The 15,944-nt window shown below is 40.6% G+C and carries 11 protein-coding genes, 1 pseudogene and 1 riboswitch; of the genes and pseudogenes, 9 read left to right on the forward strand and 3 right to left on the reverse strand.

Annotation, left to right across the window (positions count from 1 at the left end):
- Positions 1–35 precede the first annotated feature (35 nt).
- A complete protein-coding gene (locus BQ7344_RS14900; RefSeq protein ID WP_055066385.1) occupies positions 36–248 on the forward strand; it encodes a hypothetical protein in 213 nt (70 codons plus the stop codon).
- Between the two features lie 232 nt (positions 249–480).
- Here the strand turns inward: BQ7344_RS14900 and BQ7344_RS14905 are convergent, their stop codons facing one another.
- From BQ7344_RS14905 to BQ7344_RS14915, 3 genes are read right to left on the reverse strand one after another with little or no spacing between them, the layout of a single operon-like run.
- Positions 481–1,242 carry an SDR family NAD(P)-dependent oxidoreductase gene (locus BQ7344_RS14905; protein ID WP_005426714.1) on the reverse strand — a complete coding sequence of 254 codons (762 nt, stop codon included), beginning with the start codon at positions 1,240–1,242 and terminating at the stop codon, positions 481–483.
- Between the two features lie 14 nt (positions 1,243–1,256).
- A complete protein-coding gene (locus BQ7344_RS14910) occupies positions 1,257–2,246 on the reverse strand; it encodes a glycine cleavage T C-terminal barrel domain-containing protein (RefSeq protein ID WP_005426712.1) in 990 nt (329 codons plus the stop codon).
- 16 nt (positions 2,247–2,262) lie between these two features.
- On the reverse strand, positions 2,263–3,483 hold the full coding sequence (locus BQ7344_RS14915; protein WP_005426710.1) for a hypothetical protein: 1,221 nt from the start codon (positions 3,481–3,483) through the stop codon (positions 2,263–2,265).
- Between the two features lie 257 nt (positions 3,484–3,740).
- On the opposite strand from BQ7344_RS14915, the gene BQ7344_RS14920 reads away from it, so the two are divergent.
- The 8 genes and pseudogenes from BQ7344_RS14920 to BQ7344_RS14950 all read left to right on the forward strand — a co-directional run bounded on the left by BQ7344_RS14920 (position 3,741) and on the right by BQ7344_RS14950 (position 15,941).
- Complete coding sequence (locus BQ7344_RS14920; RefSeq protein WP_072523179.1) at positions 3,741–5,261, forward strand: PucR family transcriptional regulator; 1,521 nt, start codon at positions 3,741–3,743, stop codon at positions 5,259–5,261.
- Between the two features lie 104 nt (positions 5,262–5,365).
- A pseudogene (locus tag BQ7344_RS14925) lies at positions 5,366–5,851 on the forward strand (LysR family transcriptional regulator); the annotation flags it as partial.
- A 666-nt stretch (positions 5,852–6,517) separates the two neighbouring features.
- A complete protein-coding gene (locus BQ7344_RS16340) occupies positions 6,518–6,667 on the forward strand; it encodes a hypothetical protein (protein ID WP_182001928.1) in 150 nt (49 codons plus the stop codon).
- Positions 6,668–6,695: 28 nt separating this feature from the next.
- Positions 6,696–7,568 carry a damage-control phosphatase ARMT1 family protein gene (locus tag BQ7344_RS14930; RefSeq protein ID WP_072523180.1) on the forward strand — a complete coding sequence of 291 codons (873 nt, stop codon included), beginning with the start codon at positions 6,696–6,698 and terminating at the stop codon, positions 7,566–7,568.
- 221 nt (positions 7,569–7,789) lie between these two features.
- A riboswitch (cyclic di-GMP riboswitch) is annotated at positions 7,790–7,865 on the forward strand.
- Positions 7,866–7,964: 99 nt separating this feature from the next.
- Positions 7,965–9,809, forward strand: coding sequence for an ABC transporter substrate-binding protein (locus BQ7344_RS14935; RefSeq protein ID WP_072523181.1), 1,845 nt, complete (start codon positions 7,965–7,967; stop codon positions 9,807–9,809).
- Positions 9,810–9,955: 146 nt separating this feature from the next.
- Positions 9,956–12,106 (forward strand): ATP-binding protein, encoded by a 2,151-nt coding sequence (locus BQ7344_RS14940; RefSeq protein ID WP_117942426.1) that lies wholly within the window; start codon positions 9,956–9,958, stop codon positions 12,104–12,106.
- Between the two features lie 95 nt (positions 12,107–12,201).
- A complete protein-coding gene (locus BQ7344_RS14945; protein WP_072523182.1) occupies positions 12,202–15,030 on the forward strand; it encodes a transporter substrate-binding domain-containing protein in 2,829 nt (942 codons plus the stop codon).
- 281 nt (positions 15,031–15,311) lie between these two features.
- On the forward strand, positions 15,312–15,941 hold the full coding sequence (locus BQ7344_RS14950; RefSeq protein WP_235816133.1) for a PAS domain-containing protein: 630 nt from the start codon (positions 15,312–15,314) through the stop codon (positions 15,939–15,941).
- Positions 15,942–15,944: the final 3 nt, after the last annotated feature.

Below are 15,944 nucleotides of genomic sequence, written 5' to 3' on the forward strand. Positions count from 1 at the left end.
TATTACCATAAAATATACGGCAGGAGGTAAGTGTTATGGCATTTTCACTTGACAGCAAAGTAAAGGATATCCTGAAAAATCCGGAAGCGTCAGCAGTTCTGGATAAGTACAGCCCTGACGCTTCAAAAAATCCACAGATGAAACTGGTTGGTGGTCTGACCTTACGGAAACTGGCATCTTTCCCGCAGTCGGCATTTTTGAAACCACATCTGGAAGAACTGGAAAAAGAGCTTCAGGCAATCGAATAATCTTCAAAAAAGAAGCAGTCTCCAATTTGGAGACTGTTTCTTTTTTTGAACTCAAATCTGGAAACATTTTTCTGTGTGAAGTAGATCACAAACTTTTTAGACATGGCATAGGCCAGACCAGCGCGGAAAAACTCACCTTTGACCATATTGACGGTTCCAATTGCATTGATGCGGATGATATTTTCTGTTGTTGTGTCGCTCGGTGAGACTCATATATATCCTCCCTTATTTTTTAGAAACATGTCCAGCCGCCGTCACATTTAAGTTCTTCACCGTTAACATAGCGGGACTGGTCGCTTGCGAGAAACAGGATTGCGTCAGCCAAGTCCTCCGGCATAGCAAGCTCACCGGAGAAGTTCAGCAGCATGCTGGTTCGGCCAAAGCCGAACTCGTCGGAAGGAGGCATGACCAGAGGAATGTCAGTTACGACACCACCGGGTGAAAGTGCATTACAGCGGATGCCTTCTTCCATGTACATGAATGCTGTGTTTTTTGTTGCTGCCAGCACAGCACCCTTGCTTGCACAGTAGGCAGCACCGGAAGTCTGGTGTGTTGCGCCGACGGAGCAGATGTTGACGATTACGCCACCGTTGCCCTGTGCAAGATACTGTCTGCATTCTTCACGCATTCCATACATGAGACCAAATGTGTTGATGCGGAATGTTTCCATAAGCATTGTGTCAGACATGTCCGCAATAGCGGTGTTGTCATCCATGATACCGGCATCGTTTACGGCGATATCCAGTTTTCCGAATGTCTCCACTGCTTTTTTTACCATGTTTACAGCAGTTGCCGGATCACCGACATCACCTGCATGCCAGATTATCTCGCCAGGTAGTTCGCTGCATTCTTCGGCCAGGTCTCTAAGACGCTCTTCGCGGCGAGCAACCGCCACGACCTTGGCACCTTCACGGCAGAACAGTTCTGCTGTGGCACGGCCGATACCTGCAGATGCACCTGTTACGATACAGACTTTTCCATCTAATCTTCCCATAATGTCCTCCTTTCTCAGCAGAAAACTTTGTTTACCACGATGGCCGGAGAATCATTGCAGCCAACGGTCAGCTCCGCACCATCGGGTATGTCAGCGCGGACGGTGGCAAAACCAATGTTTTTGTCGACTGTATAGCCGTAGATTGTCTGTGCACAGCGGCCGACTTCCACACCGTACCAGTATACACGCTCCCAGATGGAGATATCTTCTGTTGATTCACGTGAAAATTCAAGACCGACCATACGATATTTCGGATGTTCTTTACGCGCCAGTGCTGCCTCTTTACCAATGAAATCTTTATCAGCGGCAACGGCCCATCCGAGTCCACACTCATATGGACTCAGGTGCTTAAAGTCCTGTTTGAGCGCGAAGCCTTTTTCCATTGGGATAGATCGGACATAGACTTCAAGAGTTTGAAGTTCACGTCCTCCGACAGCTTCGACAGCTTTCAGTGCTAAATTGTGAATTTCTGCACTCTTATCAAATGCAGAATAGATTTCATAGCCATTTTCACCGGTGAAGCCGGAACGGTGAATATAGACAGGAATATCGCCAATCTTACGCTCGCAGATGCCAAACCGTTTGAGTTCGTCAATCGGTTTATCTAACATGGCATTCATCGCATTGATACTATCAGGTCCCTGTATGGCATACATATCCCAGTCATAGGTGATGATTTTTGTCTGAATATCAGCTGTACCTTTGTGCTTCTCAATCCACGGTAGCAAACGTGGTCCATAGAGGTCGGAGACCCAGTACAGACCATCTGCCATGTGCATGACGATCACATCGTCAATGATTTCACCGTTTTCATCCAGCGATGCAGTGTATTTTGAACGTCCGACAGCAACTTTGGAAATGTTGCTGATATAAATCTTTTGAAGAACCTCCAGTGCGTCTTTGCCGGTAATCTCTACGATATCGTGTGTCCAGCGGTAAAATCCCACACCCTTACGTATAGCATCAGCGTCTGCACGTGCGACGTTATCTTCTCTAAACAGCATATTTTGTCCTCCTCCTTTACAGCATTCGCGAGTCTTCCTTGCGGATGACCTTGATGTACATTTCTTCTTCGTCACGATTTTCGATTACACAGGACCATTCCGTGCTGACCAGCGTTTTAGCTGCACCATTCCACTGTGCCTCGTAGGCATCTACCAGTTCATCCAGAGGTGCCATCTCATAACGGGCAGTAAAGTCCTCTGATTTGACCTTGATCCAGGTTTCATCCTTGGTCCAGCGAACCATCTCATAGGGGACCTGTTGTACGTCCAGCATATAGCGGATATATCCGCCGAGAATACGGCCGTCGTTCTCGTCCATATCATGAGGAATGCCCAGAAAACTCCGCAGACCTTCTTTTGCAAAGGGATCGATAAACTGATTTTTACCGGCAGTAGCAAAGATAATGCGGAATACTCGCATGAATTCATCTTCATCAGGCGCCATCTCTTTAATAGCCATCATTGGGAACTGGATAGACCATACCCAGCCCATTTGCGCAACCCAGTGATATGCTTTTTCCAGCGATGTTTCCTCGCCGAAGTTCTGTGTGTATTGACCATTACGCAGACACTGACCATCTTTGACCATGCGTTCTCGAGGCGTATCATGAATAGGATCTACAGGTTGCTGCATATGTTCCAGCCAATCCTGCTTCGGCAGTCCATAGACATCCCGTCGTTCTGCCACGACACGACAGTGCTTGTTACCACAGCCTCGTGCCTGGCACATATTCAGTGCCACTTCGTTTTCTGTTCCGTTGGAAGAAGCCAGATCGAAGTTTGCAGTGAACATACTGGTGGTCATATTGCACAGTTCGCTGCCCACAATATCCCAGGGACAGGTATCCAGCTCTTTTTCCACTCGATTTCGGGTAAACTGTATTACTCGACCGGCCATATTTTCCCATTCATCGCCGGAGTCACCGGTAATGCCACCAAGCCAGCTGGATTTTTCACAAAGCTCCGGGATGTTAAATGCTTCATAGAGAGCAGCATTAACATAGTTTTTCTGTTCATCGGGGCTTCCTGCAACTGCCATATTCATCATATTGGCAATATTGCAGATGGCTGCGGTGCGTTTTTCCCAGTTAGGTTCAAAAATGCGCATGACCTGAAAAAGATTGGCAGTCATAGCGGCAATTTGGCGATTCAGCTGTCGATAGGCTTCTTCCTCCGTAATTAGTCTGCCCCAGGCAGTTGAAAAGCATTTTTTCGTCTCCAGTTTTTCTTTTAGCATGGTATACCTCCTGTCTACTTTTGTTTTGATTTATTATAGTCAAAAAATACTGCATCGAACATTCTACAAAAAGATGGTTTTTATCTTCTTCTTTACATACAATTTGTATTCTAAAAAACCATACAATTTATATGGCCATTATTTGTGAATAATGCATATAAAACACAGATGCCACCCATACAAAACGTATGGGTGATATCTTGACAGCTTTTTTTTGAAAAATTATAATATTTTTAGAATAATTTGGGAGGCTGGTTATGAAGTTATGCGCGGATATTCTTTATTGGAGGCTGAAAGAAGAACTGACAGGAGTTTTGTTTCATGGCAGGAAGAACAGTACACTGATCTTGAACCGACCGGAATTTTATCTGGATCGATCTCAGTCCTTTGAGGAAAATAGTGTCTATGTCTGTTCTGCAGATCATTTACCACAGACACCAGAGTTGGGAGAAAATGTCTGTCTGGTATGTTTGGGAGAACACTGGAATCTTAATGCCTACTATGAGCGGTGCAGCGTTATTCTTATACATGGCAGCCAGGACATTTTTCGAATATTCAATTTGGTGCAGGAGGTATTCAATCAATATGATACCTGGGAGGAAAGGCTCTGGTTCATCCTGCGCCATGGTGCAGCTTTGTCTCAAATGCTGGATGCCAGCAGAGGCATCTTTGAAAATCCAATGCTGCTTATAGGCTCGGATTTTCGCTATCTGGGAGTGACGGAGGAAGAGTACCTGAAAAAACAATTGGGATTGCAATTGGATACGCAATCTTTCGATGTTGAGAAAATGGCAACATTTCTGTCTCTGCATGATATGTCCAACTATGTTCGCGAACCTCTGTTGCTGGAATTACAGGGAAAGCGTTCTCTCTCTGTAAATATTTTCGATCAGGAAGAATACTTAGGATGTCTGACTGTTTTTGAAGGATCTCGTCCATTCAGGTCCTCTGACAGGGCATTGGCAGTTTTCTTTTCCAAACTTCTGCGACAGGCTATTCAGCAGAATCCGATTTTGTCCAGTACCCGTACCGCTGTACGACGAGCCTTGCGCAGCGTCATTTCCGGGCAGCGTATTGATTTTGAATATCGTCGTGCTTTGAGTATGGAAAATGGAAAGCATGATTGGATCTGTATGAAGCTGATTCCGGAATCCAGCGGTAGTCATCTTTCAGGAACCTATCTTTCTGCTGCTTTGGAGGAGCGACATCCAGGATCATTTGCATTTGAATTTGAGGATGCTGTTGTAGAATTTCTGCCTGCTGATCAGGTTCAAAAGGAATCAATGGATTCGCTGACTTCCGTTTTGGAAAAACTTGGAGCCATTTGTGGTGTTTCCTCCTCATTTAACAATCTCTACGATGGAAATCATGCCTGGTTTCAGGCTTCTGCGGCGTTGCAGAACGGACTTTCTCAGGAAGATAATTCTATCATATTCTATTTTCAGGACTATTTGCTTCCGCAGCTTCTCAACAGTGCTCTGGCGGGACGGCCAAGCTGGGTTTATTATACGGAAGGCCTGAAACGCCTGAAGAAACATGATGACAGTTCACAGGTTTCTTATTTACATACTCTGAGGGTGTATTTGGACAATAATCTTTCTGTTACAAAAACTGCTGCGGCGCTTTATCTGCATCGTTCTACTCTGCTCGATCGGTTATCTCATATTACTGCCATGCTTGGCAGTGATCTGAGGGATCCGGACTATTGTCTGACACTTGGGATTATTCTTAGGGCCGAGTTGGAGCAACGACGAATAGAGAAAATTTATCTGAAATAACTTATCACATAAGACTGTAAAATGTCACATTAAAGATATAGATGATGTCTGGGATGCAACATGATAGAATGGTTAGAATAAAAAATTTGTAGGAATATAAAGATATGGAATTAAGATTATTACGCTATTTTTTGACAGTAGCAAAAGAACAGAGCTTTACAAAAGCAGCAGAACAATTGCATATTACCCAGCCAACACTTTCCAGACAAATGGCAACATTTGAAGAGGAACTTGGAGTAACATTGTTTAATCGAAGTGGAAAGAAGATTTCTCTTACTGATGAAGGAGTTTTGTTAAAAAGACGTGCTTTGGAGATTCTTGATCTTGAAGAAAAAACATTGGAGGAACTTAAGGGAAAAGAAGATGTTGTGGAAGGTACCATAACCATTGGCTGTGGTGAATTTGCAGCGGTGGAGACATTGGCGGAGATATGCAAAACATATAAAGAAAAATATCCACTGGTTCAGATTGTGTTGCATACTGCAACAGCAGATACAGTGTATGAGATGATGAACAAAGGACTTGTAGACATTGCATTATTCCTGGAGCCGGTGGACACGGAAGGGCTGGATTATATCTGGATTACGGATTCTTCTTTAAAATATCATCTTCAAAATGCAAAAAATCATGGTGTAACACAAAAAGAGATGGTATTTCCTATCGGTGCACCAAATGATGGGTTTGCACCGTATTTTCCGGCAGAAGTGAAACACTGGCATGGTGCCGCACCGGATGAATGGTTTTCTCATCTTGCTGTGAACGATAGCAACAGTGCTAACCAAATAGCTCACAGAACCCACCACGTCTCTTGGTGAGGGGAAGCGCGTTGGGGCTTTTGAAAGGATATTGATTACAGAGAATCCGTTGGGGTTCTCTTTTTTGTTCTTTGTAAAAAATAATTAATAGAAAGAAGAAACATTGTTTGATAAAAATAGTAAAATACAGGCGAAATACACAGCAAATCATACAAAAGTAGTATTTTTCTAAAAGAAAGCTGCGGCTATAATAAAACCATAAAAAAACATAGAAGGAGGTTGGCAAGTGAGCGATAATCCATTACTTAACCTGAATCCGGATGACTTGGCCGGTATGAGCCTTCAGAATCTGGAATCACTGGAGCAGGTTTTCAGTAAAGGTCTGATCGGAAAAACGCTGTTGTGATCGGAGGAGCTACAGGGCTTGCTTGTAATGAAACAGATTTACAAGCTGACAAATGATGGTATAATTCTATTATTGATCTGATAGAAAGGGGAGATATGAGAAAAGCAATTGTATATGCATCGGTGCATCATGGAAATACAGAAAAAATAGTAAATAGTATAGCAGAAACGTGTCGGGTCGATATTGAAAATAGAACAACAATCTACAAAAAAGAAAATGAAAAGAATCATTTTTATTTACTGTAATAAACTAATATGATGTAGGGAGAATAATATGGTTATAAATAAAGAATGTAAAAAATGTCAGATAAAACGAAATGTTGATAAATACCCTGATAATGTAACTAAAGAAGAAATAAAAAAATATCAATATGAAGTTAACGAAATCATAAGGAATAGTGATGGATTAACTACACCACAGATAGCAGAGAAAATGGACAACCTTCGTCGGGATATGTTTGGGAATTTAATGGACTATACGGAAATTAAAAAACATTATAATCAATTAATGTTGGAATGTCTTCCATATATGAAAAATAGAGTTAATATAGCTGAAGATCATTTGAAAATGGCAATACAGTATGCGATGGTTGGAAATTATATTGATTTTGGTGCATTAGAAAATGTGAATGAAATTAAGTTAAAAACTCAGCTGGATGAAGCAGTAAATATACATATAGATCCTAATCTGCTGACTGTTTTTCAGAAAGATATAGTCAATGCAAACAGGTTAGTTTATTTTACAGATAACTGCGGAGAAATTGTAACAGATAAGTTATTCATTTCAACTCTTCGAGATATTAATCCTGATTTGTATATATCTGTAATTGTAAGAGGAAAGCCGGTTCTAAATGATGCGACATTAGAGGATGCAAAATATATTCATATGGAAAATGTTGCGCAAAAGGTAATTGGAAACGGTACAGGAATGCCAGGTAACGTTATAGGAGCAATATCCCAGGAAGCAATGGAGGAGATCAAGAACGCTGATTTGCTGATTTCTAAAGGTCAGGGGAATTATGAAGGATTAAGTGGTTGCGGATTAAATATTTATTATTTTTTCCTATGCAAATGTGAAATGTTTATGAGACGTTTTGGCGTTGAACAATTTACGGGGATTATGACAAGAGAAGAAGTTATTAAATGATACAGGGTGATCAAGGTAGGGTAAAAATTCACTCAAGAAAATAATATATCATGGATTAACCGTTTTTCTAAAAGATGAGTCGGAGGTCACGGATAACAATGTGGCTTTCGGCTTTTTTGTTTTTGAACGTTAAAACGGTTATTTTTTTTCTTGTGTATAATAGAGCGTTAAAGTATAATAAAATCAGTTTTTTGCATAAGTTTAAAAGCTATAATCTATAATAAGGAAATCGGCAAACCAGATGAAAGTCTGGGACGCAAAGCTACAGGGCCTTTAAAATGGCAGCCAGTTGCATGAAATGAGGTGCACTGTCTGTCTGACGGTGCTTTTTTACGGTGTTATTTCATAGACGTAACAATAATGATTTTGTCAGGAAAGAATGAGGAAAATAAGAGTATGAAAAAGGCAAAACGTTGTCTGATAGCAGTGGTGTCAGGTATACTTGCAACAACTGCTGTTTTGTCTGGATGTGGACAGTCAAAGAAAGAAATATCTAAAAACGATGATCATCTTACCGTTTATCTGTGGGAAAATCGTTTGATGAAAAATATTGCACCTTATATCCATGAACAGTTTCCTGATCAGGATATTGAATTTATTATTGGTAACAATGATACCGATTTATACAGTTATTTTAAAGAACATGATGAATTACCGGATATCATAACAGTACGTCGATTCTCCGGAACAGATGCACAGGACTTACAGCCTTATCTTATGGATTTTGCTTCTTATGATGTTGTTTCTAAGTATTATTCTTATGCGGTGCAATATTATAAGAATGAGGAGGATGAAATCCAGTGGCTGCCAATCTGTGGTATTCCGCAGACGATCATTGCCAACAAAACACTATTTGATCAGTATGGCGTAAAGATTCCAGAAAATTATGAGGAATATGTACAGGCCTGTCAGCAGTTTTATGATAATGGCATAAAACCGTATTCCATGGATCTTGGGGAAGACTGGTCTAATAATGAAATCATCCAGGCGGCGGCAATCGGTGAGTTTACAAGCCTGGATGGTATTGAATGGCGAAACGGTGCAGAGACTGCAGCGGATGAAGTGAAGTTTGATGATGTATTATGGAAACGTATTTTTTCAGAAACCAGTCAGTTTCTTAAGGACTCGCATTTTGGCAAAGAAGATATCAATATTGACGTCGATACAGGAATCCAGATGTTTGTCGAGGGAAAATCAGCAATGTTTCATGGACATCCGACGGTTATGCAGCAGGTGCAGAAACAGATGGATGCGGAGCTGATCCGTATTCCTTACTTTTCACAGACATCGGATGAATCCTATGTGTACATGACTCCGTCCTTAAACATTGCATTTAACAAAAATCTGGAAAAAGACCGGGAGAAACTGGATACTGCACTGGATGTGCTGGATTGTATGATTTCAGAAGAGGGGCAAAAGCTGATTGCGGATGGAAGCGGTGTTATTTCATTGAATACAGATGTTCCAACCATGATGCAGGATGTGCCAGGACTGAAAGAGGAAATTAATAATAATGCTGTTTATATCCGGTATTCCGCTCAAAAATCATTTGATGCAAGTCTTGAGGCTGTTCACGGATTACTGACAGGGGAAATGGATGAAACACAGGCTTATGATACTTTTCGCAGTGTAATGAATCGTAAAGATCCAGAAGAAAAAGCAATGGTGAATTTTGAAAATGAATATTCCATTTCACTGAACGATAGAAATGGCCGTGATGCAGCATCTTCCATTTTAACTACGATCAGAGAAGAAAATGATGCACAGCTGGCGCTGGCACCATATTATTATTTTACTTCTTCTATGTACAAAGGAGAATGCACCAATAGCCGGGTTGGCATGATGACAGCGAAGAGTTCAGATACAGTATTATATTTTGCAAAAATTAATGGTAAACAGGTTTATGAACTCGTGGAAAATTATCTCGCCGAAGCTGATGAGAATTTTTATGTAACAAATAAATACGAATTACCAATTGCATCCGGTATGAAAATGATCGTCAATCAAGAGGAAAGTGGATTTTCATTAAAGGACTTGACAGTTAATGATAAGAAAATAGACAAAGAAAAGGAATACTCTATTCTTCTTACAGACACCACAATGTCTGTTTTGAAAAAAATAAATCCGAAATGTGAGATTGAGCAGCTTAAAGATACAACATTATCAAGTGCATGGATCGAAGCAATGTCAAAAGGACAGCAGCCGTCAGCACCGGAAGACTATATAGAGGTTGAACAGTAAAAGTGGAGGTAGAACAAACGGTAAATAAAAGAAAAAAAATAACAAGGCTGTTGCTTATACTACTTATTATTCTTTTAAGCTTAGTTTGTATAAAGTATCTTATAAGTAAGTCTGGCAAGTATATCAGCGAAAATGGAAAAAGCAGTATGGAAGCTGTTGTTGAACAGATACAGCAGACCTATGATCTTCAAGTGAGTGGATACTACAACCAGCTGCAGTTGGTTGAGGAATTTTTACTTCATGAGAGGGAGCTGTCTCTTGAAACGGATGTGAACAAAAGTTTCTTTGAAGCATGGGAAAAAGAATCGGAAAGTACACTTATATTCCTTCAGGAAAATGGTCAGGCAATATCAGCAGGTGGAACAAAAATGCGGATTGATATGCCAAGTAAACTTCTGCTGGACTTAAAGAACGGATACAATATTGGAAAACTGGTGCGTCTTGATTATGATCAGAAGAAAAAAGACGGTTATCTGGTTGCGATCCCATGTCAGGAATATACCATCAATGGGGAAACTTATACGGCAATTGGAACTGTGTATGATCATTCGAAACTGGATTCCATGTTAAAATTGAAAGGTTATCATGGGAAAGCATATTTGTTCATGCTGGATAATGACGGAAATATTACGTATACGAACCAGAGTGGAGATAAATACCTGCGTAATTATTCTTTGTTAAAACATTTAAAAGGGGAACAGGCTATTACAGAAGAAGAGGCTGATTTGTTCAAAAAGAAGTTTGATAACAGAGAATCCGGAGTTGTATTTTTGGGAAAACAGAATCCCTATTATCTGGGGTATTGCCCGATAGAAAGCAACAACACCATTTTGGTATGCATTGTGGCAAGGGGAGTTGTTGACAATGTGCTGACGGATTACCAGAAAACGGTGTTGTTTACAACAATACTCATGGCAGGTTTTATACTTTTACTTTTTACCGGATTATTCTACAGTATTTCCAGACTCAGTCTTGCAGATCAAAAAGCAGAATATGAAAAAAGAAATAATGAACTTCATTTACAAACAATGAAGGAAATGGAAGTAGTCAATCAAAAACTGAAAAAGGCAAAGAACGTTGCAACAGAGGCTTTACAGACAGCTGAAAATGCAAATAAGGCGAAAACGGATTTCCTGTCTAATATGTCACATGATATTCGCACACCTATGAATGCAATCATTGGTATCACATCTTTGATCAGACATGATGCAGGTAATAAAGCAAAAGTTATAGAGTATGCAGAAAAAATAGACATTTCATCACAGCATCTGTTGGGAATTATCAATGACGTTCTGGATATGAGCAAGATTGAAGCAGGAAAAACAGTCTTCAAGTATTCTGACTTTTCTATTCTGGATTTTATGCAGGAACTTGACATTATATTTCATTCTCAAATATATGAAAAGCATCAGACCTTTACAATCATAAAAGAAAATATTCAGCATGAGTGGGTGAATGGGGATCAGGTTCATTTGATGCAGATTTTCAGTAATCTGCTGTCTAATGCCATAAAATATACGCAGGAGGGTGGAAAAATTCAGCTTCTGGTAGAAGAATGTGAGACAAAGTCATCTGTCTATGCAAAGTACCGTTTCTTAGTCAGCGATAATGGTATGGGAATGTCGGCAGATTTCAAGGATACAATTTTTGATGCGTTTACCCGTGCGGAAAGTTCCCTTACAAATAAAATACAGGGAACCGGACTTGGAATGGCGATTACTAAGAATCTGGTTGAGGCAATGGGAGGTACTATTGATGTGGAGAGTGAATTGGGACAGGGAAGCTGTTTTGAGGTTCTCTTGGATCTGAAAATTGCAGAGGATAGAACGGTTGCTCTGGCGGCACAAGAAGAAACAGATGAGCAGGATGGAAATATTCTGCAGGGAATGAAATTCCTGTGTGCAGAGGATAATGAGTTGAACGCAGAGATCCTGACGGAACTGTTAAAGATTGAAGGTGCGGAATGTACCATCTGTGAAAATGGCGAAGAGATTTTGAAAGCATTTGAGCAGTCTGCTCCAGGTGATTATGACATGATCCTGATGGATGTGCAGATGCCTGTTATGAATGGTTATGAGGCAACGAAGGCAATCCGCAGAAGCTCCCATGAACTGGCAAAGACGATTCCGATCATTGCCATGACTGCGAATGCATTTTCAGAAGATATTCAGCATTCTTTTGCTGCTGGCATGAATGCACATGTTTCAAAACCGGTTGAGATGAAGATGCTGGAAAAGACGATCAGAAGCATAAAATCTGGTGGGGGGGGTACCGAACCGCAGGTCACTGAACAGTGACAAATGGATTTGATGCGGCAGTGCAATTTTATTAAACCAGGAGATTACAAGGAGATGTATAGAGAAATATGTTTGACAGACAGGAGATTTAAAATATGATTTCGAGAGCTAAGAAATATGTGGCAGTGTTACTGGCTTTTGTATGCGTGTGTATGATATTTTCTCCCCAGACTGCATATGCAGCCGAGGACAGTTCGCAGCATGAAACTGTCAAAGTCGGTTTCTTTGCCATGGATGGTTATCATGTGATGGATGAAGAAGGCAACCGCAGTGGGTATGGCTATGATTTTCTTCGGCTGATGGCCCGTTATTGGGATGTAGATTACGAATATGTCGGATATGATAAGAGCTGGGATGATATGCAGCAGATGCTTGAAGATGGCGAGATTGATATGGTAACATCTCCCCGCAAAACACCGGAAAGAGAAGAAAAGTTTGATTTTTCACATCCGATCGGAACCAATAATGGGATTCTGACCGTCCGCAGTGACAACAGCACGATTGTGGATGGCAATTACAGTACTTACAACGGTATGCGTGTGGCATTTTTGAATGGAAGCTCCGAGATAAAGAGTTTTGCGGATTTTGCAGGCAACAAAGGATTTACATATGATCCATTTTATTTTGATACGACAGCAGAGATGGAGGAAGCTCTTCAGAGCGGAAATGTTGATGCTATTGCTGCTAGTTCTCTGAGAAAAACAAACAATGAGCGTATCGTGGATAAATTTGACAGCAGCGATTTCTATGTCATGGTTAAAAAAGGTAATACAGAATTGCTGAATGAGATCAATTATGCAATCGACCAGATGAATGCAGTTGAGGGTGACTGGAAAACGACACTTTATAATAAAAATTATGAAAGCATAGAAACTAAGAATCTGGAATATACGGAGAAAGAAAAAAGTATTATTTCACAGTATTCCAAGGACAACCCGCTTCATGTTCTGTGTGATCCGACCCGTTATCCATATTCTTATAATGAAAATGGTGAGATGAAGGGTATTATCCCGGATTACTTCCGGAAAATTGCAGACTATGCCGGGATTTCCTATGAGTTTCTTACACCTGCCACCAGAGATGAGTATATTGCTTATCAGAAAAATAAGGAAACCACAGATATGAGCATCGATGCGCGCCTGGAAACAGATAACTATGCTGAGACGAAAAAATGGGGGATTACTGCACCCTTCATTATGATGCAGCTGGCAAGGGTGACACGGCGTGACTTTGATGGAAAAATTAATGTTGTTACTACTGTTGACCAGACAGTATCAAATTCAATTGAAGATGCAATGGCACCCGGTGCAGAAAAACTGATGTGCAGTACCCGACAGGAAATGATGGAAGCTGTCCGTGAGGGTAAAGCAGATGCTGCCTTCGTCTACTATTACATGGCACAGGCGTTTGTGAACAGTGACGCTACGGGCACCATGACATATACTCTGCTGGAACAGCCTACATTCACCTACCGCATGGTAATTTCATCAACTGAGAACCATGCGCTGGCTGGTATTCTGACGAAAGCAATGTATGCCATGCCCAAAAATCTTGTTGAAGATCTTGCAGCACAGTATACCACATACAAAGCAACAGAGCTGACATTTGTTGACTGGATCCGTCTGCATCCTGTTGTTACTGTTTGGGTTCTTCTTATTTTTGGATGGCTGCTGACTATTATGGCTGTGACAATGGTGCGTCTCAGTGCAAGAAAAAAAGCTCAGAAGGCGGCCCAGGAGAAAGCTGAGAAAATGGCGGAACTGGCAGAGCATGCACAGGCTGCAAACAAGGCAAAAACAGCATTTCTGTCACATATGTCCCATGATATGAGGACACCGATGAATGCAATCATAGGATTTACCGGTATTGCAATGAAAAACAATCCGTCAGACGAAGTGAAAAATTGTCTGGAAAAGATTGACGAAAGCTCAGAGCATTTACTGTCGCTGATCAATGATGTATTAGATCTGACCCGCATCGAAAGTGGAAAAGTGAAATACAATCCGGTACCGGTGGATGTGAAAAACATTACAGATTCTGCATTGGATATTACAAAAGGTTTTCTTACGAACAGGGATATCAACTTTAAGATTCAGCGTGAAGAAGCAAAGATTCCAAATGTACTTGCGGATTCTGCACGCCTGCGTGATGTGCTGGTCAATATTCTGAGCAATGCCGTGAAATTCACTCCGGATGGAGGGACGATTACATTTGAAGCCCGGTGTCAGGAAAAGGGCGGGGATGGATATATAAATATGCGTTACCGCATTTCGGATACTGGTATTGGCATGAGTGAGGAATTTACAAAAGAAGTTTTTGAGGAATTTGCACAGGAAGATTCCGGTGTGAGAACGCAGTACCATGGAGTTGGACTGGGGATGGCTATCGTAAAGAAGTATGTAGATATGATGGGTGGGACCATTTCCGTGCAGAGTAAAAAGCATGAGGGAACCACATTTACTGTGGATATTCCTTTGGAAATTACAGATAAGGAATGTAATAAGTCAGACACAGGTATTTCTGAAAAGGTGAATCTTACAGGTGTGAATGTCCTTCTTGCAGAGGATAATGAACTGAATGCAGAGATTGCTGCCGTGCAGTTGGAAGAGTTCGGGATGAATGTAGAAAGAGCTGTGGATGGAAAGAATGCTGTTGAGATTTTCAGAAATCATCCGGAAGGCACATTTGATGTAATCCTGATGGATATCATGATGCCTGAAATGAATGGTTATGAAGCAGCAAAAGCAATCAGGGCAATGAATGACAGACCGGATGGAAAAAACATTCCTATTATAGCAATGACAGCTAATTCATTTGCAGAAGATGTTCAGGCATCACTGGATGCAGGAATGAACGCACATTTGTCAAAGCCGATTGTGATTGATGAAGTTATAAAAACGATTATAAGGTATGTATATAATTGATTAGCAGAGGTTCATGAATTAGTGGAATACAATTGACAGGAGGACTAAAATATGACAATGCGAGAGTGCTTGGAAGATCATAAAAAACGAGTGGATAAAGGAAAGAAAAATATGGATAAAAAACAAAAATACTGATTGTAGATGATGCTTTTAGATATGCAACAGCTACATTTTCATCATTTACACATGAACCGGAAGTAGTGAAGTTCTAAGGATAAGATAAGATGGCGAAAAGTAAGAAGAAAAAAATACATAAAAAGATAGATGGTCAGCTTTTACAGATGAACAAGAAGTTTAGTAATCTCAAGGTGAAACAGAAGGATAAGATTACAGGCTGGGTGTATGAAGAATACAAAAAGTATGTAACAGAACATGATAAAACACCTGATTCGCTGGCAGATGCACAGATTGTTGAAGCTGTACTTGATAAGATAAATGAGGCACAAATCTGGATACCAGATGCAGAAATATACGATTATTATCGAAGAAAGAAACCACAACTTCAAAAGAGGCTGGATAATGAAAAGGTGATTAAGTTTAAATCTTATGTCAGCTTTTATAAAAGTATTGTTGATCAGGACAGAGCATCCATTGTTATATGCAATCTTAATCATGAGATTATTTACATGAATCCGGCAGCTGTTATCAGTTATGCGAAGCGAGGTGGCGATAAACTAGTTGGAAGAAGTTTGTTAGATTGTCATAATCCGGAATCAAGAGATAAAATACAGCAGGTAGTGGACTGGTTTGCAGTAGATGAAAGTCATAATATCGTTTATACTTTTCACAATGAGAAACAGAATAAAGATGTTTATATGGTGGCACTCAGAGATGATGGGAAGTTGATAGGATATTATGAGAAACATGAATATCGAAATACAGAGACTATGAAACAATACGAATTGTGGTGATGA

The sequence above is a fragment of the Blautia sp. Marseille-P3087 genome (assembly GCF_900120195.1).
Classification (GTDB): Bacteria; Bacillota; Clostridia; order Lachnospirales; family Lachnospiraceae; genus Blautia_A.